The organism is Bradyrhizobium sp. WBAH42 (assembly GCF_024585265.1).
Classification (GTDB): domain Bacteria; phylum Pseudomonadota; class Alphaproteobacteria; order Rhizobiales; family Xanthobacteraceae; genus Bradyrhizobium.
The window spans coordinates 4840878-4859490 of the sequence record NZ_CP036533.1 but is presented as its reverse complement, the minus strand read 5'-3'; the positions used below and the strand labels follow the sequence as shown (position 1 = coordinate 4859490).

Here is an 18613-nt window from a genome sequence, read left to right as displayed (position 1 = left end):
GCAAGTGTCGCCCGGATCTCGCGCTTCAGCGTCGGGCCAATTCCCCGAGATAGGCGCAGAACATGTCGGCCAGCCCGTCGGCATGGCGCGCAATCTCGGCCTCGCTGCGCCGGGTCTCCGAAAATCGCTTGCCGGCCTCGCTGAGCGTGGTCGTGATCAGCTCGCCGGCGAGGCCGCGCGTCGCATTGGAAGCTTTGGGCAGCGCCTCTCGCATGAAGACATCGACGATGCCCCTGCTGGCCGCCCGGGCCTCGCGCGCTTCGGGCGCGTCACGATAGAGCGGCGCGGCGTCGTTGAGGGCCGTGCGCATCGCAGCCTCCTCGCACTCGGAGCGGATGAAGGCATGGACCAGCGCGCGCAACCGCGCCGGTGGCGGCTTGGCGCGATCCGCGAGGATACCGCGCAGCAGCTCGCTCGTATGCCGCCACTCGTCGCTCTGGAGACGAAACAGGATCGCGGCCTTGTTTGGAAAATATTGATAGAGCGACCCGACGCTCACCCCGGCCCGCTCCGCCACCCGCGCCGTGGTGAAACGCTGCGCGCCCTCCTTCGCTAGAACCTGAACAGCCGCATCCAGAATGGCCGCCACCAGCTCCGTCGAGCGAGCTTGCTGCGGCTGTTTTCGTGAGGAAATTGAACGGCTTCGACGGTCGGCCATGGCTCGCTCGGGCAATGCGAATAGGAAACGCGACGAATTAGTCGTATTTCAATCGGCGCGCAAGCACGCGCTTCTTTCGCCAAACTCTGGAGACTTCGATGACCATCCCGACCATCACTTCGCTTGCGCCGCTGCTGGATCGTCTGTTCGGCGAAGCCGAGGCAGCAGGCGAAGCAACGGAAGCCGCAGTCGCAGACCTGTCCGACGCAGAGCGGGAGCGGATGATGCGGAGCAAGACCGAATATCGCAATCTCTATGGACGCCTGAAGGACGCACCGCTTCCGGTCTCGCGCGAGACCGGAGCGCTGCTCTACATCCTGACACGTAGCTCCCGCGCCCGGTCCATCGTCGAGTTCGGCACCTCGTTCGGCATCTCGACACTGCACCTTGCCGCAGGCCTGCGCGACAATGGCGGCGGCCGCCTCGTCACCAGCGAGTTCGAGCCGTCCAAGGTTGCCCGGGCGCGAGACAACCTCTCGGCCGGCGGCTTGATCGATCTCGTCGACATCCGCGAAGGCGACGCGCTGAAGACGCTCAGCACCGGCCTGCCCGAAACGATCGATCTCGTACTGCTCGACGGTGCCAAGGCGCTCTACCCCGAGATCCTGGATCTGGTCGAAGGCCGTCTGCGGCCGGGGGCGATCATCGTCGCCGACAATGCCGACGACAGCCCTGACTATCTGGCACGGGTGCGCGCGCCCGGCAGCGGCTATATGTCCACTCCCTTTGCCGAAGACGTCGAGCTCTCGCTACGGATCAGTTAGGGCCGGGTCGAAGAATCGGGCCATCTCGAGCCGCCGCACGATCGTCGCGCGGCGGCCTCCCGTCAGCCCGTCGGCCATGTCGCAGGTTCGTCATTCCCACGTGATATTCGCGACAGCCGCGCGGTATCTTCCTCACGCCGAGAGGCTCATGACCTCCGCCTTCAACGCCTATACGGCTCTCGCCCTCGCCATCGTGTTCGAGGTCACCGCGTCGGCGTTCCTGCAGCAATCCGCCCAGTTCACCCGTCCCTGGCCGACGCTGGCGATGGTGCTGTTCTACGTCGCCTCGTTCTATGCGCTCTCGGTGGCGATCCGGGTCATCCCGTTGAGCATCGCCTATGCGATCTGGGGCGGGGTCGGCATCATCCTGACCGCCACCGTTTCCTTCGTGCTGTTCCGTCAGATCCTGGACGCCGCAGCCTTCGTCGGCATTGCGCTGATCGTCTCAGGGGTCGTGATCATCAACCTGTTCTCGGAGACCACGGTGCGTTGACGCGCGCGGTTACCGGCTCGGGGCGGGCGTGGGCGGACGCGGGGCGGACCGGGGCGCCTTGGCACCGGGCTTGGCCGCCCCCCTGGGCGGCGGCTCATCAACCGATGCCAGGTAAGCGGCGAGCGCTTTCGCCGAATCGGAGCTGGTCACGTAATGATCCCTCAGAAACCAGGACAGCGTCAGGCTGAAGCGTCCCTTGGCCAAGCCGCGCGGGCTGCGGTGGCAGGTCGCGCAGCCTTCGGCGAACAGCTTCGCGGGCGACTTGCCGGCATCCAGATTTTGCGCGACGGCGGCCGTCGCCGGCAGCATGGCAGCCGCTAGAATGAGCAGAGGCGCAGTCAGGCCCCGCCCCACCATCACGCTGCGGACAGCTGATCGAATTCGGGTGGCGCGTAGGCCTTGCCATCCTGGTCGGTGATGACCACCCGCCATCCTTCGCTCGCCCACACTTTCGCCTTCGCCACGATGAGCAACCGGCTCTCGCGGGCGAAACTGTACTTCTCGTTGTCGCGTTCTGCGACCATCTTGTAGGCCAATTCGCATCCCCTTGCGTCGCCCTGCACCCGGCCTTCTCGTGGCAGCGGGCTTTGGCGGCAATTCGCCGGGAGCGTGGCAATTTGGTGCCGTCCACGAGGCCTGTGGCCGGCCCCGTGCCGTCGCAACAGAGCCGATCTCGTGACCTCGGATCGGCGCTAGTGCACGCGGATAATATGAGGGCGGCCGAGATTGATCAGGCCCTGCACCGCCGAGAGGCGGTCATTGAGGGCTGCGATGGTGAGCAGCAGATTGTTGCGACGCTCATCCAGTAGTCCCATTTCTGCGCCCGAGAGCTTGGCACCCGCCCGCTCCTTGTGGATCTCCTCGAGGGATTCCCGCAGTCCGGCAATCAAGCCGGCCAGCTGCTTGGCCTCCTTGGTCATCGACCGCTTCGCGACATTTTGCTGACGGCGCGTCTCCGCTTGGTTCTGTCTCATCGTCATCCTCCGGTGCCCCCGCTGCCCCGAGTGGATGCTTACAGCTTTGGATAGACATCTTACGATCGATGAAATCTGCCCGCGAAGAACTTTCTTAAATTGTACGCGCACGGAACCGGAGGGCGCGCAAGCGGAAAGCCCGGCACGAGGGCCGGGCTTTCGTGGGAGCTAGTGCTTCTGGTGCCCGCCGGGCCCGCCCGCCGGTGCACCGCCGCCATGCGGCGCGGCATTGACGCGCGGAGCGCCGCCACCGCCGTGCGGCATGGCAGGCGCAGCGGCACGCGGCGCCGGCGTCTGCGCATGCGCGTTCATCGGCGAACCATGGCTGACGCTCGGCTGCGCCGCATGCGGCATCGAGGGCCGCGCGGCCGGCGCGGCCGACACGCGCGGTGCTTCATGCGCGCGCGGCATCGGCTGGGTGCGGACGGCAGCACGGCCTGCAGCCTGCTCGTGCATCATGCGCGCCTGTGCATCGCGCGGATTGCGGCTCTGCACATTGACCCGCTCGTGCGCGATGCGCTCGCTGCTGCCGGCGCGCGTCCGGTCGGTTGCTACTCCAGCGTCGCGCTTGGCGATCGCAGCGTCGCGCCTTGCGATCGCGCCGTCGCGCTTTCCGATCGCAGCATCGCGTTTTGCGATCGCAGCGTCCGGCCGCGCGGTGACGGCGTCACGTCCGGAGATGGCGGCCTCGCCCTTGCCGCGCACGCCGCTGCGCTCGAGTGCGACAGCCGCATCGCGCGTCGCCGCGCGACCGATGCGGGCTGCGCGCGGATCGAGCGTCAGCCGCGTCGCAAAGCGCTCGTGCGAGCTCCAGTAATTATTCCAATAAGCGTGGCGGCGGTACCAGGGCCGTCCCGCATAGTAGCTCGACCAGTACGAGGTCAGCACGAACGGCACGACGGGCACGTCAATCTCGTCGACATAGTCGGGGAGATAGACGTAGCGATTGCGGTAGAGATATTCGAGATATTGCGACGACACCCAGCCGCGATCGTCGGAGAAGCTGACGTCGCACCAGGCCTTGCCGCGCAGGCAGCCATGGATGTTGACGCGGGCGCCTCCGGGGATGCGATCGACCAGGGGAAAGCCCGTGCCCGGCCCGGCCCGCAAGCCGGTCGAGACGGTCACTATGCCCGGCGCGGCCAGCGCGGCTGTCGGGACGAGTAGCAATGCGGCAACCAGAACGCTTCTGAATTTCATGGCGTGTTCCTCCTCTTTCGACGGAACGCGCAGGCGGAACGAGCGTTCCGCCCGTCATCATCGCATCAGCAGAAAGATTGAGAACGCGCGCACGCGCGAAGTTCAATATTCATCCATCGTTCATCGGCACGGCGCTTTCGGCGTCACTCCACCGGCAGCATGAAGGCGTCGAAGAAGGAAGCGAGCCCGGCAAAATCGTCGAGCCGCAGCACGGTCGCGACATACTGGTCGGGCCGCACCACGACCATGCAGCCGGCCGTCCGATCGATGCCGCGCATCGTGAAAACGTCGTGGCCGCTCTTGAGGTCAGGGCAGAACATCTTCTCGTAATCGTGCAAGCCGTAACGGCCTTTGCTCGGGAGCAACATCGCCGGCATCGCCTCGATGGCAAGCTCGCGATGGTCCTGCTGAAACACCGCGCGCAGATCGATCACGCTGTCGATGTCGGCTCCAACAGGAGTATACCGACGGATCGGTGATTTCCGGGACTCCGCGAGAAAATTGCACAAGGCGCGAATGGCCGAGCCCGACGCAACCGGGTTCTCAGCGGGCGAGAATGCGTAGATGCGGAAGCGTCCGTCGGCCTGCGCCGCGTGGCCGAGATGCACCGGCTTGGCGTCCGCCAGCCGGATCACCGGCGCGGAATGGAAGCGCTTGCCGACGATAAAGCCCTGCGCGAGATGCTGATGCGTGGCCGCGCCTGTCAGCACTGAAGGCCTGTAATGCGTTGCCGTACCCGCCGTGTAGCGTCCGTGCCGGACGAAATAGTCCTGCGTCTTGGCGGCATCGGCGCCGCCGGCCTTGGCGGCGGAGGCGAGGATCCCCGCCCACTCGCGATCGAAATCGATCAGCTCCTTCGCGACCGCCTGGCGCTCGGCCGAGTAGGAATGCAAGAGGCTCGGCGCACACTGTCTCCGCAGCACGGCCGCGAGCTTCCAGCCGAGATTGAAGGCATCCTGCATCGAGACGTTCATGCCCTGCCCCGCCTTCGGGCTGTGGGTGTGGCAGGCATCGCCGGCGATGAAGATGCGCGGCAGGCGCGCAGCGACCTCGCCTTCCGGCACGTCATCGAACTTGTCGGTGAGGCGCTGGCCGATCTCGTAGACCGACCACCAGGCGATTTCCTTCACCTCGAGCCGATGCGGCTTCAGGATCCGCTGCGCTTTCGCGATCACGTCGTCGGCCGTGATGTTGCGATTGGCAACGCGTTCGCCGGCATCAAGCTTGGCGAGCTCGACATAGATGCGGACCATGTAGCCGCCTTCGCGCGGAATGATCAGCAGGCTGCCGTCCTTCGCCGACTGGATCAGCGACTTGAAGCGGATGTCGGGAAAATCAGTCACCGCCAGCACGTCCATCACGCCCCAGGCGTGATTGGCGGAATCCCCGTGCAGCTCGCGACCGATTGATTTGCGCACCGTGCTGCGGGCGCCGTCGCAGCCGACGACGTAGCGGGCCCTGATCGTCTCGACATTGCCCTCGTTTGCGGCATCGACGCGTTCGAGGCGCACGGTCACGGCATGATCGTCGGCAGCGGCGGCGGGATCGACATTCAGATCAAGCACACGTCGGCTATAATACGGCGCGAGCTTCGCCGGCGATTTGCGCATGACGTCGAGAAAGCAATCATGGACGCGCGCCTGGTTCAGGATGAGGTGCGGGAATTCCGACAGCCCGTCCTCGACGTCCTGCACCCGGCCGCTGCGGACGATCTTCTCCGGCGTCCCTTCATCCGGCTTCCAGAACGTCGTCTCGTTGACCCAATAGGCCTCCTTCAGCACGCGCTCGCCGAAGCCATAGGCGTGGAACATCTCCATGGTGCGGCAGGCAATGCCGTCGGCCTGGCCGACCAGCAGGCGGTCCGGCTTCTGCTCGACGATGCACGTCTTGATGTCAGCGAATTGCGCGAGTTGGGCGGCGAGCGTCAGGCCCGCCGGCCCGCAGCCGACGATGAGGACATCGACCTCGCCAGGCACGGCGCCCGCCGCCCCCGATGCCTGAACGCGCGCGGCAGGATCGGCGATTTCAGGGTCGCCCGGCTGAAATCCATTGAGATGGAATTGCATGAGCACCTCTCCCGCCAGTTTCTGCTTGAATATTGCTCAGTATGCTGACTATCAGTATGCTTGTCAACGACCCGCGGCGCCCCTGCCCGCAGAGGAGATTTCGGTGAAAGACAACAACGACATGCCCGGCCATCTGGCGCGCCGCTTTCAGCAGATCGCAGTCGCGGTGTTCCTGGCCGAGGTCGGGGACGCCGGATTCGATCTCACGCCGGTGCAGTACGCTGCGCTTGCGACCATCAAGGCCAATCCGGGGCTCGACCAGGTGACGCTCGCCGGATTGATCGCCTACGATCGCACCACCATCACCGGCGTGATCGATCGCCTCGTCCAGAAGGGCCTCGTGGAGCGTCGTCCGTCCAGCCGCGACCGCCGCGCGCGCGAGCTCGAGATCACCGACGAGGGCCGGCGCACGCTGCGCAAGATCACCCCGGCCGTTGAATCTGCGCAGCGTATCATGCTGCGCGGCCTCAGCGCGAAAGAGGGCGAGGAGCTGATGCGGCTGCTGCGCAAGGCCATCGCCGCCGGCAACGAGCTCAGCCGGGCGCCGCTGCGCGATGCGCAGCTCTGATCTCGGACCATGTCCGTAATTGTCGCAGCGCACGAAACCAGGAACTAACCTTCGGCTGCTAACGTCGGCGCGCATTGGGCGCTTAACGCGCGATTAACTTTGCGGGGCGGAGTTTCGGATGTTCAGGTTCCTCGTTGTAGCCGCGGCCATCGCGCTCTCGACCGGTCACGCGCTCGCCAACGGCCATGGCGGCGGCGATGCCCCGCCGCCGAAGCCCGAGGCGACGACTGCGCCGGCGAAGGTGGTCCTGACCAAGCAAGGTCCCAAGCTCGTCGATCTCAAGGGTATGACGCTCTACTATTACGAGCGCGACACCACCGGAAAGACGTCGAACTGCAACGGCAAGTGCACCGAGAGCTGGGTCCCGCTGCCAGCGACCGCAGACGCCAAGGCCGTCGGCGATTTCACCGTGATCAGCCGCAACGACGGCAGCAAGATGTGGGCGTATCGCTATCGCCCGCTCTATACCTCGCCCGCCGACAAGGCGCCGGGCGACGCCAACGGCAATGCCACGACGCTGCAATGGCGGGTCGCCCGGCCTGAGTAGCCGCGCACAAACAATCCCCGAGAACGCGAGCAGCCGGTCGGGCGGCCTTACCCTCGCCAGCGTCCGCCCGCCTCGGCCTGCGCGCTCTGCCCCGGCGGCAGCACTACGACCATCGAATTGAGCTTCACCCGGTCGTAGAGATCGATGACGTCCTCATTACGCATCCGGATGCAGCCGGACGAGATCGCCTGCCCGATATATTCGGGTTGGTTGGTGCCGTGGATTCGATAGAGCGTGTCCTTGTTGCCGACAAAGAGATAGATGCCCCGCGCGCCCAGCGGATTGGCGGGACCGCCGGGAACGCGCGCCGGATACGGGCCGAGTCGCGCCTGGATATCCGCGGTCGGAACCCAGTCCGGCCATTCCGCGAGGCGACCGACCCGCGCCACGCCGGAGAACGCCATGGCTTCCTCGCCGACGGCAACGCCGTAGCGGATCGCCTTGCCCTCGGGCAGCACGTAATAGAGATAGCGCGCGTCGGTATCGACCAGGATCGTGCCCGGCTGCTCCTTGCGGTGGTAATCGACGATGTGACGCAGATATTGCTCAGGCACGTTCGCCTTCGCGTAAGGCGCGTGCGCGAGCAACTGACGGTCGCGCGGCGTCATGCTCGCATCCGTCGATGGCGAAAGTGTCGTCTGCATGCAGCCGCCCAGCGGCAACAGGGCTGCGACGAACAAAACGAGTAGAGATCTTGGCACCGCCGGCCCCCCAATAGCGGAACAACAGCGCCCCCAGCAGCGCCAGATATTGCCAAAATCATGCTGAAAACAAGGCGGTGCGGGAACACATGCGCGTGTTCGGCAAATTGGGTTCCATCACCACAAAGGGCGGAAGACTGTCGCATCATCTCCATCCCCTCGCCTTGCTTTGGTCAAACCCGGCTGGACTCGTGCGTCATGGGGACCGGCATGGGCTCACCTCGGATCAGCCCCGCGCCAATGCGGATGACTTAAACCTCGAACACTGCGCTTCAAAGGAGCTGCGATGCTCGCGACGCTGAACGCCAAGCAAATCGTCGATGAGATCGTGAAGGACACGGTCAAGGACAACGATCCGCACGACGCGGTCCAGATCTCGCCCGAGATCGTGCTCGCCTCACGCCCCACCAGCGTGTCGCCTGCGCTGGCGCCGGAGATCGCGCGGCGTCCGGAGCCCAAGTTTGCCCCGGAGCCCAAGCTCATGCCGAAATTCACGCTGGAGCCCCCGCGCGCGCCCGAGCCCACCATCAACGTCGTCTACGGAAAATCCGCCGCGGCCCCTTCGATCGATACAGCTGTCCGCATCACCTCCAGCGATGGTCCCGTGATGAAGAAGCGATCCTCGGTCCGCAAATGGCTGCGCGGCGCGTTCGTCACGTTCCTGCTTGCCGGCGCCAGTGTGGCCGCCAGCGTCGCCTGGGAGAAGCACGGCGACACGGCAAAGCAGTTGCTGGCCGAATGGACGCCGGCGCTGACCTCGCTGCTCCCGACGACCTCGTTGCTGTCTGCGACACCGCAGCAAAGCGCGCCGGTCGCCGCCGCCGAGGCCGCGCCGCCGGCAGCCCAAGCCACACCCAACCAAACGGCGGACCAAGCTGCGCCCCCGCCCGAGACTCAGCTTGCTGCGGCCGCGCCTGCAGCGACACAGCCTGTCGATGCAGCGCAGGTGCAATCGATGACACGCGATCTCGCCGCGATGGCGCAGCAGATCGAGCAGCTCAAGGCCAACATCGCCGAGTTGAAGGCCGGACAGGAGCAGATGGCGCGTGAGATGGCCAGGCCTCCTGCACCGAAGCCGGTCACCGAAGCGCGGCCGCCGGTCGATCCGCGCGCACGCGCAGCTGCACTGCCGCCGCAGCCTGCAGCGCCGCAGCCTGTCGTGCCGCCGGTTCGCAAGCCCAAGCCGCCTGTGACGCGGACCTACATGCCGGCCTCTTCGCCCTCGCCGCTCGCACCTCCGCCGCCGCCATCGCAGGCCGCTGCCGCGCCGCCGTCAGCTGCGCCGACGACGCAAGCCGTTGCCGATGACGACGGACCGATCGTGCGCCCGCCGATGCCGCTGCGTTAGAGCATGATCCGGACCCGAAGGGCCGCGTTAGCGCAAAGCGCGTAGCGGTTTTCCGAAGAGATCATGCTCAAACACTAACCTGAGGCGCGATGACGATTCATCGCATCGCGCTTTAGAGCAACGCCGCGGCCTCGCTGTCGTGCGCTCGCGTACGCTGTCCGAGTCGATGCGATGCGTTAACTCCGGGGAATTACGGGAAGCGATCTCACGCTCAAGAGAAAAGGCCGTCGGGATCTATGCCGGCGGCCTTCTCTTGCAGCTCCCGGTTCCCGGAGCCCGGTTCTGCTGCAATTCCATGCCTTAATGATTGCGCAGGCATATTTAATAAATTCCTAACGACCCCGCACACTGCACATCATTTCTGCGCCATAAGCTCAGAGATTGCGCGCTCTGTTCGTTCGATAGATATCGACTCAGTGGTATCATCCGATATGCGTTGAGACTTGCACTGAAGCTCAGATCGTCACACCGGGGAATTCGGATGCCCTACTACTATTTCGATCTCGTGGTTGGTGAAGAGTTCAAGAACCAGGGTGGAATCATCCTCGAAGACATCGAGGTTGCCTCCGATCGCGCCGATCAATTGGCTTGCGAGCTGTCGCAGGTGAAGCCGGAGCTGCAGCAGAAGGGCTGCGCGGTGCGCGTCACCGATCGCGATCACAACGAGCTGTATCGCACGCCGCTCGATCCGGTGCCGGCTTGGCAGCGCTAGGCTAATCCAGCGCCGGCGCCTCGAACCAGTTCGTCAGCGACAATCCACCGTCGACGACGAAGGCTGCGCCGGTGACGTAAGCGGACAGCTTGTTCGACAGCACCGTGAGCGCCATCGGTGCGAGGTCATTGGCCTCGCCGAGCCGCCCGAGCGGAATGTGCCGCGCCAGCGCGGGATCGGCGACGAACCCGCCGGCTGCGATCGCGCCGGGCACCAGTGCGTTGACGCGGATGTCGTAACGTCCGAGCGTCTTGGCCAGCTCCTTCGCCAGCATCGCCATGGCGGCCTTTGCCGTCGAATAATGCGGCAGGTTGCGCGGCGTGCCCGCATGCAGCGACGTCAGAAACAGGAACGAACCCGGCCGCTTCGCCGCGATCAGCCGCTTTGCCAGCGCGCGAGCGAGGTGAAAGCCGGCATCGAGATTGACGGCATGCATCTCCTGCCAGGTCTTGCGATCGACCGCGAGCGCATGATCGGCCTCGCGTCGCGGCGGCGAGGCGCTGTGGACGAAATGCGTGACCTCGCCGAGCGCGGCGTGTGCGGCCGTCAGCAGCTCATCGCAGGCCTCGAGGCTGGCGAGATCGCCGACCCAGGGCACGGCGAGACCAGGCCTCTCGCTCGCGCCGATCGCGGCGCGCACCCGCTCCGCGCTCACATCCGCGAACACGGTGCGGACGCCCTCGCCGACCAGGCCGAGCGCGATCGCGCGGCCGATGCCATTGCCCGCGCCGGTGACGAGCGCGGTGTCGCGTGCGGGATCGAACGGCGTGCTGAACAGGCTCATGTCGCGCTCCGATGCTGGGAAGCAGCAGGTTAGCCCACCGCCCCGACGGACGACAATCGCACCGCGCACCATTGCGGAGCGGCGCGCGGGACGCTAGCCTCTCGGAAAAACGGAGGAGGTCCCAAGGATGCGCACCGGTTTTCTGATGACGGCCCTGTTGCTGTTGGCCACGCCGGCCCTCGCGGGCGAGGCGCCACCGCGGGCGACCTATGTGACGATGGTGTTGCAGGCCTTCGCCGCCAAGGTCGAGTGCCCCAACACCGATCTCGTCTATCAGGACCTCGTGCAGAGGGCGCAGCAGATGCAACTGCCCGACGGCACCACCGAGAAGGTGCGCAAGGCGATCGCCTGGATGCACACCGGCGGCAAGATGGGCGAGAAGCAGGACGACGATCTGATGGCGGAAGTCGCGGTTGCGACCCAGGCGACCGACATGGACCAGCGCCGCCTCGGCATGTCCGGCTGGTGCGAAGCCCAGAAGACCAATCTCGCCGGCCTGATCCGGAGCAAGGGCGGCTAGCGCCCCGGCGTTGCCGCGTTAAGCACGCCGCGACGGAACCTCTGCCGCGGCCCAAAATCGTCACAATCCGCGAAAGCATGCGGCCTCTTTCCGAATTCGAACAGGAGGTCCTGATGCGGAATATCCATTTCGTTTTCGCCGGCGCGATTGCTGCCGCCGCGGTGCTGACTGCGCCCGCCCTGGCGAGGAATTCCGACGCCCAGAGGGCCGCGGAAAAGTCCACCTCGCCGTCCTGCAGTGCCTATCAGCAGGCGCCGGACGGCACGTGGGAACCGCTGCCTGCAGGGAATCGGGCGAGCGCGCGCAGCCACAGACACAAAATCGCACGTCGCAGCAAGGCGCCGATCGCGAGGAGCGTTGAAGACGTTCGCGCGTGCGAATGTCAGCTCTGATGCGGGCCGCGCATGATCTTCATGGCGTCCACGATGTGACGCCATTCCCTCGCCTCGTCGGCCTCGCCGCGGCCCTCGCAGGCCTGGGCCTGCTCCGCGGCCTTCGCGATCGCAGCAAAGCCGTGCTTTTCGAGCATCTGCCTGGCAACGGTATGGACCTGGACCTCGGACATCATGGGCGCTCTCCCGTTCTGACCGGCCGCGGTGCAACGCTGCCGCGGGTTGATACAACGGTCGAGGCGCGGGGCGCGTTCCGTCCCATCGATGTGAGCGGCAAGACAAAGGCGGCCCGCCATGCCCGGCGGACCGCCTTCTCACCCACCCCAAGACGGGAGGCTGCGGCCGCGTCCCTACGCGACCGCCACCTTTTTCCGCTCGATGTCGTTGGGCACCTCAATATCGACCTCGAGGGTCGAGACCTCGTCGCCGCGCTCGAGCCGGACGATGACCTTGGTCGGGTCCAGCGTCACATGCTTGGACACGACGGCGAGAATTTCCTCACGCAGCACACCGAGCAGATCGGGCTGGCCGCGCATTCCGCGTTCATGGGCAAGCAGGATCTGCAGGCGTTCGCGCGCGACGGGTGCCGAGGCCTTCTTGCCGCGGAGAAGTCGAAGCAGACCCATGCTCATGCAGCCCTCCGTCGCAGCAGGCGGTCCATAAATCCTCTGCGCTCGGCAGGAACGTGCATCGTCACGTTCTCGCCGCAGAGGCGCTTGGCCGCGTCCATATAGGCTCGTGCCGGCGCTCCATCGGCATTCGACAGAGTCACGGGCGTGCCGACGTTGGAGGCCTTCAACACGTCCTGGCTCTCGGGGATGATGCCGAGCAAGGGCGTGGCAAGGATCTCCAGGATGTCATCGATGGTCAGCATCTCGCCGCGCGCGGCGCGCGAGGGATCGTAGCGGGTGATCAGGATGTGCTTCTCGACGCGCTCGCCCTTCTCGGCCCGCACCGTCTTGGAATCGAGCATGCCGATGATGCGGTCGGAATCGCGCACCGAGGAGACTTCCGGATTGGTGACGATCACGGCCTCGTCGGCAAAGCGCATCGCCATGGAGGCGCCGCGCTCGATGCCGGCCGGGCTGTCGCAGATCACCCAGTCGAACCGGCTGCGCAACTCGGCGATGACCTTGCCGACGCCCTCTTCCGTCAGCGCGTCCTTATCGCGGGTTTGGGAAGCCGGCAGCAGCCATAAATTCTCCAGCCGCTTGTCCTTGATCAGCGCCTGCGGGAGTTTGGCGACGCCCTGCACGACGTTGATGAGATCGAACACGACGCGGCGTTCGGCCCCCATCACGAGGTCGAGGTTGCGCAGGCCGACGTCGAAATCGACGACGACGACCTTGTCGCCGCGCTGCGCCAAGGCAGCTCCCAGCGCGGCGGTCGTCGTGGTCTTGCCGACCCCGCCCTTGCCTGATGTCACGACCAGTACCTTACTCATCTGAAATGTCTCCTTTGCTGGTCAGTTCAGTGCTGTAATTCGCATGGTATTCCCCTGCAGCCAGGCCTGCGCCGGCTTGCCGCGCAAGGCGGCGTCGATGTCGTCCGCAGTCTGGTAAAACCCGTCGATTGCAAGCAGTTCGGCCTCGATCTTCTGGCAGTAGATGCGCGCGCTGGTGTGTCCGTTGACGCCGGCCATGGCGCGGCCGCGCAGCGCGCCGTAGACGTGGATGGAGCCGCCGGCGACGACCTCGGCGCCGGAGCCGACCGAGCCGAGGATGGTGACGTCGCCGTCCGGGAAGATCACGGTCTGGCCCGAGCGCACGGGGCTATCGAGCAGCAGGGAGGTCGGCTTGGTCTCGGCCTTCACGTCGGCCTTCTTCGGCGCGCTCGGCTCGACCACGCAGCTGCGCCCGCCCGACAGCAGCGGCGGCATCGTCGGGGTCAGCCTCGCCTCCTCTACGCCCTCGATGCCGAGCACGCGGATGTTGCGGTCCTGCAGACTGGTGAGCAGATGGCCGATACCGACCTGGCTGAGATCGACCGAGGACAGGTCGATCACCACGGGCCGGCCGGCGAAGAAGCCCGGCGAGCGCGCAATCGTGGCGTCAATCTCGTGCAGCCAGTCCTGGACCGGAACCGTCGGCGTGAACACGAAAGCCACATAGGAGCGCCCCCGCAGGCGCACCATTTGACGTTGGACCTTTGCTGCAGCCTCCATGGCGGCCGACTCGTTCCCTGTTATTGAATGGTTAACGATGCGGCGGATATGGTTAACGGCGGGTTAATTTCTCCGCGGGCTCACGGTATTAGGAGCGCGCTCCCCCCAGCACAGCCGTCATCGCCCGGCTTGACCGGGCGATCCAGTACTCGAGACCGTTGTGATTGAATCGATGGGCTGCGGCGTACTGGATGCCCCGGTCAAGCCGGGGCATGACTCCGTCCATGGGCAAACGCCCTACTTCTTCACCTTGCTCGCGTCCATCTTGATGCTCTGGTCCAGCATCCTAGTCGTGAACGCCGTCGTCACGTCGAACGGCTTCTCCATGCCGAGATAGGTCTGGACCAGCTCATAGTCCTTCTTCATCCGCTCGCCGTCGATCCAGCCGAGCCCCTTGCTCGTGGTGAACTCGTCGGTCATCAGGAACTTGATGCGCTCCCACTGGCGCTCCTGATTCTCCTTGTCGAGACCGGAGACCTGATCGAGCAGCGCCTTCAGGCATGGCGCGACGTCGGCGACACAGGCTGCAAAGGCCTTCTGCGTGACGCGCACGAAGTCTTCGACGACCTTCGGGTTCTTCTGCAAGTAAGCGCCGTTGACGATCAGCGAATTACCATAAGGGTTGAGCCCGATGTCCTTCCAGTTGACGTAGCCGAGGTCCTGGCCGAAATCGATGACCTTGAGGTCGTGCTCGTTGTAGAAGTCGCTGATGATGTCCACCGTATGGCTCTTCAGCGCTGCGATCTTCGCGGTCGGTCCGACATTGACGAAGCCGACGGAGTCGGGCGCAAGGCCTGCGGCCTTGGCGAAGGCAGGCCACATCACGCGCGAGGCATCGCCCGGCGGATTGCCGATCTTGTGCCCGGCAAAATCCTTCACCCCGTTCACGCCGTAGCTCTTCAGCCAATAGAAGGTCTGGCCGGTATTGGCATAGACGCTCATCACCGCAACGGCGTCGGCGCCCTTGCTCTTGGCCACCAGCATGGTGGCGAGATCGGCGACGCCGAACGGCGAGCCGCCCGAGCCGACCTTGGCGGCGGAGACGCCGGAGCCCTTGCCGGTCTCGATGGTGAGGTCGATGCCGGCCTTCTCGTACCAGCCCTGCGCCTTGGCAAAATAATAGGGCGAGTGGTCGGCCGTCGGCGTCCAGTTCAGGATCAGATTGACGGCTTCTCCCGCATGCGCGGGCGCGACCGACACACCGAGCCCCAAGGCCAAGATCAGGGCAGAGCCCGCCGCCTGCAAACGCTTCATCGCATCTCTCCTCGTTGCCGCGACCCGGCTTGTCGCTCTCCCCTTGTGAGGATACCAATGCAACAAGCCCGCCCTTCACTTGTCAACTGTTTGGTTGGAAATGCCCGCAAAACGATCTGGCGACACCGTGCCGCAGCGCCGCGACCCCGTCGCCACCCGCAGGAAGCTGCTGACCGCGGCGCGCCAGGAATTCGCCCGGCACGGATTTGCAGGCGCCCGCGTCGACGAGATCGCCGAGCGCGCCGGCGTCAACAAGCAGCTCGTCTATCATTATTTCGGCGACAAGGACGCTCTGTACCTCGCTGTGCTCGAATGGGTCTATGAGGACATCCGCGCGCAGGAGCGCAGACTCAATCTCGAGGGTCTGGCGCCGGAGAAGGCGATCCGCAAGCTGATCGAAGCTTCGTTCGATCACCTGGCGGCGAACCCTGATTTCATCGTGCTTTTGAACGACGAGAACCGCGGCGGCGCCCGCCACGTCCGCGGCTCGACCCGGCTGGAGGCGATGCACTCACCGCTCGTGAAGAGTGTTTCGCACATCCTCCACGAAGGGGTCCGCGTGGGCGTGTTCCGCAAGGGGATCGACCCCATCCAGCTCTATATCTCGATAGCGGGCCTCAGCTATTTCTTCTTCTCCAACACGCCGACGCTGTCGGCGATCTTCGGCAAGGACCTGTCGAGCCGCAGCGCACGGCGCGCCCGGCGACGGCATGTCGCGGATCTCGTGCTGCAGTCGCTCCGGCCATAATCAACCAACTGGTTGAAACTTCCCTGGAGGACGGCTAGGCTTGCAGCCGGCGGCAGGGTGACTGCCGACAACGGGAGCAATCGGTGGCAGGAGACAGCGCACGCAGCTGGCGCAGCTTTGCGATCATCCTGATCGTGCACCTCGCCGTGCTCGTGCTGTGGCAGGTCGCGGTCGACGCCTTCCACGTGCCCAAATTCATCCTGCCCTCCCCGCTCGCGACGATCCAAACATTGGGAACCACAGGCTATGCCTGGGGCGCCAACACGCTGGTGACGGCGATCGAGATCCTCGGCGGCTTCGCACTGGGTGCGTTCGTCGGCGTGGCGCTCGCGGTGATCTTCAGCTGGGCGCCGTTGCTGAGCCTCGTGCTGCTGCCGCTGTTCGTGACGCTGAACATGATTCCGAAGGTCGCGCTCGGCCCGCTCTTCATCGTCTGGTTCTCCTACGGCATTGTGCCGAACATCCTGATCGCCTTCAGCATCTGCTTTTTCCCGATCCTGCTCACCACCGCGCGCGGCCTGCGCGAGGTCGAGCCCGACCTGCTCGACCTCGTCAAATCGCTCCGCGGCTCGCGCTGGACGCTGTTCCGCAAGATCCAGCTGCCGGGATCGCTGCCTTACGTGTTCTCCGGCATGAAGGTCGGCGCCATCCTGGCGGTCGCAGGCGCCATCGTCGGCGAGTTCATCGCCTCCGAGCGCGGGCTCGGCTACCTCATGATCCAGGTGCAGTCCTCGCTCGACACGCCCGCGATGGTGATGGCGGTCGTGCTGCTGACGCTGCTCGGCGTCGCTCTCTACGGCCTCGTGCTCGCCCTCGAACGCATGTTCGTGGTCGGCGATGCGAGACAGACCTGAAGACCAAGGACGAATCCATGCTCCTGACCCGCCAGACGTTGCCGAAAACCATCCCCGATGTCGCAGCCCTCGACGATCTCCTGTGCCGGCCGAGCCAGGCGCTGATCGACGACCTCGCCAAGGTCGAGGGCGACATCATGATCCTCGGCGTCGCCGGCAAGATGGGTCCGACGCTGGCGGGGCTCGCGAAAGCCGCCGTGCCGGATCGCCGCATCATCGGCGTCGCCCGCTTTAGCGACGCGAGCGTCAAGGATTGGCTGCAGGCGCGCGGGGTCGAAACCATCAATTGCGACCTGATGGACGAGAAGGCGATCGCGGCGCTGCCGAAGGCGCCGAACATCGTCTTCATGGCAGGCCGCAAGTTCGGCGCCGAGGGCGATCTGTCGCTGACCTGGGCGATGAACGCGCATGTGCCGGCGCTGGTCGCGCAGGCGTTCCCGTCCTCGCGCATCGTCGCGTTCTCGACCGGCTGCATCTATCCGTTCGTTCCCGTCGACGGCCAGGGCTCGACCGAGGACATGGCGCCGAACCCGCCCGGCGAATACGCCCAGTCCTGCGTCGGCCGCGAGCGCATGTTCGAACATTTCTCCCGCAAATTCGGCACGCCGGGCCGCCTGTTCCGCCTCAATTACGCGATCGACATGCGCTACGGCGTGCTGCACGATATCGCCACAAGAGTGCTGACCGGCACGCCGATCGATGTCAGCCTGGGCCACGTCAACTTCATCTGGCAGGGCGATGCGTCCTCACAGGCGCTGCGCTGTCTCGCTTATTGCACGACGCCGACCTCGCCGATCAATGTCAGCGGTCACGAGATCCTGGCGGTACGCGATCTCGCCGAGAAATTCGGGGCAAGGTTCGGCTGCGCGCCGGTGCTGACGGGCAAGGAAGAGCCGACGGCGTGGCTGACCGACACGTCAAAGGCGGTCGAGCTGTTCGGCCTGCCCGTCGTCGATACCGAGCAGTTGATCGCCTGGACCGCGGATTGGGTCTCTCGTGCCATGCCGAGCCTCGGCAAGCCCACCAAATACGAGGTGCGCGATGGACGCTACTGACGCTCCACCCATCCTCAAGCTCGGCGTCCAGGATGCGATCGCCGCTCTGGCGCTCTCGACGGAAGCGCAGTGGAACCAGACCGAAGAGGACTGGCGCATCTTCCTGCGTGATGGTGTCGTGTTCGGCATCCGCGACGGCGCGCGATTGGTCGCCACCGCAGCACTGCTGCCCTATTCCGGCAACAACGCCTGGGTCAGCATGGTGCTGGTATCAGGCACGCACCGCCGCCGCGGCCTTGCAACGCGCCTGGTCGATGCCTGCCTGGAAACCGCGCGCAAGAACGGCCTGACGAGCTGGCTCGATGCCACGCCCGACGGCGCCGCCGTCTATGGACCGCTCGGGTTTACGCCGACGCTGCAATTGCGCCGCCTGAAGCTGGCGAGGCCCGGACGTGCCGAAGCGGCGCCATCGTCATCCGCAACACTCGATGCGCTTTGTGCGCGCGACCGGCGGGCCACCGGCTTCGACCGAACCGCCCTTCTTTCTGCCTTCGCCCAGCGTCCTGGCTCGCGCATCCTCGCCGCGAATGGCGCCATTGCGCTGGTCCGCGACGGCCGCACCGCCCGCCATATCGGCCCGCTATTGGCCGACGATGCCGCAGCAGCTCTGGCTCTGGTCGAGGCGATCATGCGCACCGAGACCGGCCCGCTGCTGCTCGATGCGGTCGCCTCGCAAACCGCGTTGCTGGACGGCTTGACCGCCTCCGGCTGGACCATCGAGCGCCCGTTTCAGCGCATGCGGTTCGGCCCCACTACCATCGCTGCGGACGAAACGCCGTTCGCCGTCGCCGGCCCCGAATTCGGATAGGAC

At 65.5% G+C, this 18613-nt stretch carries 25 protein-coding genes; 12 read left to right on the top strand and 13 right to left on the bottom strand.

Translation table 11 applies throughout. The features are described 5' to 3' along the window. Positions 1-25: 25 nt before the first annotated feature. The gene (locus DCG74_RS22675) at positions 26-658 is read right to left on the bottom strand and encodes a TetR family transcriptional regulator (protein ID WP_172788556.1); all 633 of its coding nucleotides are present in this window, start codon (positions 656-658) and stop codon (positions 26-28) included. Positions 659-756: 98 nt separating this feature from the next. Here DCG74_RS22675 and DCG74_RS22670 point away from each other — a divergent pair, with 98 nt between their 5' ends. Together DCG74_RS22670 and DCG74_RS22665 are read left to right on the top strand one after the other, a co-directional pair. Next, positions 757-1422 carry an O-methyltransferase gene (locus DCG74_RS22670; protein WP_172788555.1) on the top strand — a complete coding sequence of 222 codons (666 nt, stop codon included), beginning with the start codon at positions 757-759 and terminating at the stop codon, positions 1420-1422. A 148-nt stretch (positions 1423-1570) separates the two neighbouring features. Next, positions 1571-1915, top strand: a complete 345-nt coding sequence (locus tag DCG74_RS22665; protein WP_025035970.1) for a multidrug efflux SMR transporter — start codon at positions 1571-1573, stop codon at positions 1913-1915. Between the two features lie 9 nt (positions 1916-1924). Here the strand turns inward: DCG74_RS22665 and DCG74_RS22660 are convergent, their stop codons facing one another. The 5 genes from DCG74_RS22660 to DCG74_RS22640 form a co-directional block, all read right to left on the bottom strand. Further along, positions 1925-2224: a hypothetical protein gene (locus DCG74_RS22660; RefSeq protein ID WP_246708992.1), complete on the bottom strand. Its 300-nt coding sequence runs from the start codon at positions 2222-2224 to the stop codon at positions 1925-1927. A gap of 47 nt (positions 2225-2271) precedes the next feature. Then, positions 2272-2478 carry a hypothetical protein gene (locus DCG74_RS22655; RefSeq protein ID WP_018322958.1) on the bottom strand — a complete coding sequence of 69 codons (207 nt, stop codon included), beginning with the start codon at positions 2476-2478 and terminating at the stop codon, positions 2272-2274. Positions 2479-2607: 129 nt separating this feature from the next. After that, complete coding sequence (locus tag DCG74_RS22650) at positions 2608-2835, bottom strand: hypothetical protein (RefSeq protein WP_246571636.1); 228 nt, start codon at positions 2833-2835, stop codon at positions 2608-2610. Between the two features lie 222 nt (positions 2836-3057). Continuing rightward, a complete protein-coding gene (locus DCG74_RS22645; RefSeq protein WP_172788554.1) occupies positions 3058-4089 on the bottom strand; it encodes an SH3 domain-containing protein in 1032 nt (343 codons plus the stop codon). A gap of 143 nt (positions 4090-4232) precedes the next feature. After that, on the bottom strand, positions 4233-6155 hold the full coding sequence (locus DCG74_RS22640) for an FAD-binding monooxygenase (RefSeq protein ID WP_172788553.1): 1923 nt from the start codon (positions 6153-6155) through the stop codon (positions 4233-4235). Positions 6156-6258: 103 nt separating this feature from the next. Between DCG74_RS22640 and DCG74_RS22635 the strand changes: the two genes are divergently transcribed. Together DCG74_RS22635 and DCG74_RS22630 are read left to right on the top strand one after the other, a co-directional pair. Next, on the top strand, positions 6259-6723 hold the full coding sequence (locus tag DCG74_RS22635) for a MarR family winged helix-turn-helix transcriptional regulator (RefSeq protein ID WP_172788552.1): 465 nt from the start codon (positions 6259-6261) through the stop codon (positions 6721-6723). 118 nt (positions 6724-6841) lie between these two features. Next, positions 6842-7270 (top strand): hypothetical protein, encoded by a 429-nt coding sequence (locus DCG74_RS22630; protein WP_172788551.1) that lies wholly within the window; start codon positions 6842-6844, stop codon positions 7268-7270. Positions 7271-7317: 47 nt separating this feature from the next. On the opposite strand, the gene DCG74_RS22625 is transcribed toward DCG74_RS22630, so the two are convergent. Then, on the bottom strand, positions 7318-7914 hold the full coding sequence (locus DCG74_RS22625) for a L,D-transpeptidase (protein WP_172788550.1): 597 nt from the start codon (positions 7912-7914) through the stop codon (positions 7318-7320). Between the two features lie 343 nt (positions 7915-8257). Here DCG74_RS22625 and DCG74_RS22620 point away from each other — a divergent pair, with 343 nt between their 5' ends. Then, positions 8258-9319 carry a hypothetical protein gene (locus tag DCG74_RS22620; protein WP_172788549.1) on the top strand — a complete coding sequence of 354 codons (1062 nt, stop codon included), beginning with the start codon at positions 8258-8260 and terminating at the stop codon, positions 9317-9319. A gap of 481 nt (positions 9320-9800) precedes the next feature. Then, entirely contained in the window at positions 9801-10031 is a 231-nt protein-coding gene (locus tag DCG74_RS22615) for a hypothetical protein (protein ID WP_025035960.1), read from the top strand. Position 10032: 1 nt separating this feature from the next. Here the strand turns inward: DCG74_RS22615 and DCG74_RS22610 are convergent, their stop codons facing one another. Continuing rightward, entirely contained in the window at positions 10033-10815 is a 783-nt protein-coding gene (locus tag DCG74_RS22610; RefSeq protein ID WP_172788548.1) for an SDR family NAD(P)-dependent oxidoreductase, read from the bottom strand. Positions 10816-10942: 127 nt separating this feature from the next. Between DCG74_RS22610 and DCG74_RS22605 the strand changes: the two genes are divergently transcribed. Together DCG74_RS22605 and DCG74_RS22600 are read left to right on the top strand one after the other, a co-directional pair. Continuing rightward, positions 10943-11335, top strand: coding sequence for a hypothetical protein (locus tag DCG74_RS22605; protein WP_172788547.1), 393 nt, complete (start codon positions 10943-10945; stop codon positions 11333-11335). 113 nt (positions 11336-11448) lie between these two features. Further along, on the top strand, positions 11449-11727 hold the full coding sequence (locus DCG74_RS22600; RefSeq protein WP_246708991.1) for a hypothetical protein: 279 nt from the start codon (positions 11449-11451) through the stop codon (positions 11725-11727). Here DCG74_RS22600 and DCG74_RS22595 read toward each other — a convergent pair. The 5 genes from DCG74_RS22595 to DCG74_RS22575 form a co-directional block, all read right to left on the bottom strand. Beyond that, positions 11718-11903: a hypothetical protein gene (locus DCG74_RS22595; RefSeq protein ID WP_172788546.1), complete on the bottom strand. Its 186-nt coding sequence runs from the start codon at positions 11901-11903 to the stop codon at positions 11718-11720. The two genes, DCG74_RS22600 and DCG74_RS22595, sit on opposite strands and share 10 nt — an antisense overlap. Positions 11904-12077: 174 nt before the next feature. Beyond that, complete coding sequence (gene minE / locus DCG74_RS22590) at positions 12078-12359, bottom strand: cell division topological specificity factor MinE (RefSeq protein ID WP_172788545.1); 282 nt, start codon at positions 12357-12359, stop codon at positions 12078-12080. Then, positions 12356-13171, bottom strand: coding sequence for a septum site-determining protein MinD (gene minD / locus DCG74_RS22585; RefSeq protein ID WP_036022837.1), 816 nt, complete (start codon positions 13169-13171; stop codon positions 12356-12358). Before minD ends, minE begins: the two co-directional genes overlap by 4 nt. A 21-nt stretch (positions 13172-13192) precedes the next feature. Then, complete coding sequence (gene minC, locus DCG74_RS22580; protein WP_172788544.1) at positions 13193-13891, bottom strand: septum site-determining protein MinC; 699 nt, start codon at positions 13889-13891, stop codon at positions 13193-13195. Between the two features lie 237 nt (positions 13892-14128). Next, positions 14129-15145 carry an ABC transporter substrate-binding protein gene (locus DCG74_RS22575; RefSeq protein WP_172788543.1) on the bottom strand — a complete coding sequence of 339 codons (1017 nt, stop codon included), beginning with the start codon at positions 15143-15145 and terminating at the stop codon, positions 14129-14131. Between the two features lie 100 nt (positions 15146-15245). On the opposite strand from DCG74_RS22575, the gene DCG74_RS22570 reads away from it, so the two are divergent. The 4 genes from DCG74_RS22570 (at position 15246) to DCG74_RS22555 (ending at position 18610) form a co-directional block, all read left to right on the top strand. After that, positions 15246-15893: a TetR/AcrR family transcriptional regulator gene (locus DCG74_RS22570; protein ID WP_172788542.1), complete on the top strand. Its 648-nt coding sequence runs from the start codon at positions 15246-15248 to the stop codon at positions 15891-15893. Between the two features lie 83 nt (positions 15894-15976). Beyond that, the gene (locus tag DCG74_RS22565; RefSeq protein ID WP_172788541.1) at positions 15977-16747 is read left to right on the top strand and encodes an ABC transporter permease; all 771 of its coding nucleotides are present in this window, start codon (positions 15977-15979) and stop codon (positions 16745-16747) included. A gap of 17 nt (positions 16748-16764) precedes the next feature. After that, positions 16765-17802, top strand: a complete 1038-nt coding sequence (locus DCG74_RS22560; RefSeq protein WP_172788540.1) for an NAD(P)-dependent oxidoreductase — start codon at positions 16765-16767, stop codon at positions 17800-17802. Continuing rightward, complete coding sequence (locus DCG74_RS22555) at positions 17789-18610, top strand: GNAT family N-acetyltransferase (RefSeq protein ID WP_172788539.1); 822 nt, start codon at positions 17789-17791, stop codon at positions 18608-18610. The genes DCG74_RS22560 and DCG74_RS22555 overlap by 14 nt, the downstream gene beginning before the upstream one ends. Positions 18611-18613 lie beyond the last annotated feature (3 nt).

Excerpts from the sequence above, each read along its gene's own strand:
- DCG74_RS22675 (WP_172788556.1), bottom strand. The coding sequence starts at position 658 with ATGGCCGACCGTCGAAGCCGTTCAATTTCCTCACGAAAACAGCCGCAG.
- DCG74_RS22670 (WP_172788555.1), top strand. The coding sequence starts at position 757 with ATGACCATCCCGACCATCACTTCGCTTGCGCCGCTGCTGGATCGTCTG.
- DCG74_RS22665 (WP_025035970.1), top strand. The coding sequence starts at position 1,571 with ATGACCTCCGCCTTCAACGCCTATACGGCTCTCGCCCTCGCCATCGTG.
- DCG74_RS22660 (WP_246708992.1), bottom strand. The coding sequence starts at position 2,224 with ATGCTGCCGGCGACGGCCGCCGTCGCGCAAAATCTGGATGCCGGCAAG.
- DCG74_RS22650 (WP_246571636.1), bottom strand. The coding sequence starts at position 2,835 with ATGACCAAGGAGGCCAAGCAGCTGGCCGGCTTGATTGCCGGACTGCGG.
- DCG74_RS22645 (WP_172788554.1), bottom strand. The coding sequence starts at position 4,089 with ATGAAATTCAGAAGCGTTCTGGTTGCCGCATTGCTACTCGTCCCGACA.
- DCG74_RS22640 (WP_172788553.1), bottom strand. The coding sequence starts at position 6,155 with ATGCAATTCCATCTCAATGGATTTCAGCCGGGCGACCCTGAAATCGCC.
- DCG74_RS22630 (WP_172788551.1), top strand. The coding sequence starts at position 6,842 with ATGTTCAGGTTCCTCGTTGTAGCCGCGGCCATCGCGCTCTCGACCGGT.
- DCG74_RS22625 (WP_172788550.1), bottom strand. The coding sequence starts at position 7,914 with ATGCAGACGACACTTTCGCCATCGACGGATGCGAGCATGACGCCGCGC.
- DCG74_RS22620 (WP_172788549.1), top strand. The coding sequence starts at position 8,258 with ATGCTCGCGACGCTGAACGCCAAGCAAATCGTCGATGAGATCGTGAAG.
- DCG74_RS22615 (WP_025035960.1), top strand. The coding sequence starts at position 9,801 with ATGCCCTACTACTATTTCGATCTCGTGGTTGGTGAAGAGTTCAAGAAC.
- DCG74_RS22610 (WP_172788548.1), bottom strand. The coding sequence starts at position 10,815 with ATGAGCCTGTTCAGCACGCCGTTCGATCCCGCACGCGACACCGCGCTC.
- DCG74_RS22605 (WP_172788547.1), top strand. The coding sequence starts at position 10,943 with ATGCGCACCGGTTTTCTGATGACGGCCCTGTTGCTGTTGGCCACGCCG.
- DCG74_RS22600 (WP_246708991.1), top strand. The coding sequence starts at position 11,449 with ATGCGGAATATCCATTTCGTTTTCGCCGGCGCGATTGCTGCCGCCGCG.
- DCG74_RS22595 (WP_172788546.1), bottom strand. The coding sequence starts at position 11,903 with ATGATGTCCGAGGTCCAGGTCCATACCGTTGCCAGGCAGATGCTCGAA.
- minE (WP_172788545.1), bottom strand. The coding sequence starts at position 12,359 with ATGAGCATGGGTCTGCTTCGACTTCTCCGCGGCAAGAAGGCCTCGGCA.
- minD (WP_036022837.1), bottom strand. The coding sequence starts at position 13,171 with ATGAGTAAGGTACTGGTCGTGACATCAGGCAAGGGCGGGGTCGGCAAG.
- minC (WP_172788544.1), bottom strand. The coding sequence starts at position 13,891 with ATGGAGGCTGCAGCAAAGGTCCAACGTCAAATGGTGCGCCTGCGGGGG.
- DCG74_RS22575 (WP_172788543.1), bottom strand. The coding sequence starts at position 15,145 with ATGAAGCGTTTGCAGGCGGCGGGCTCTGCCCTGATCTTGGCCTTGGGG.
- DCG74_RS22570 (WP_172788542.1), top strand. The coding sequence starts at position 15,246 with ATGCCCGCAAAACGATCTGGCGACACCGTGCCGCAGCGCCGCGACCCC.
- DCG74_RS22560 (WP_172788540.1), top strand. The coding sequence starts at position 16,765 with ATGCTCCTGACCCGCCAGACGTTGCCGAAAACCATCCCCGATGTCGCA.
- DCG74_RS22555 (WP_172788539.1), top strand. The coding sequence starts at position 17,789 with ATGGACGCTACTGACGCTCCACCCATCCTCAAGCTCGGCGTCCAGGAT.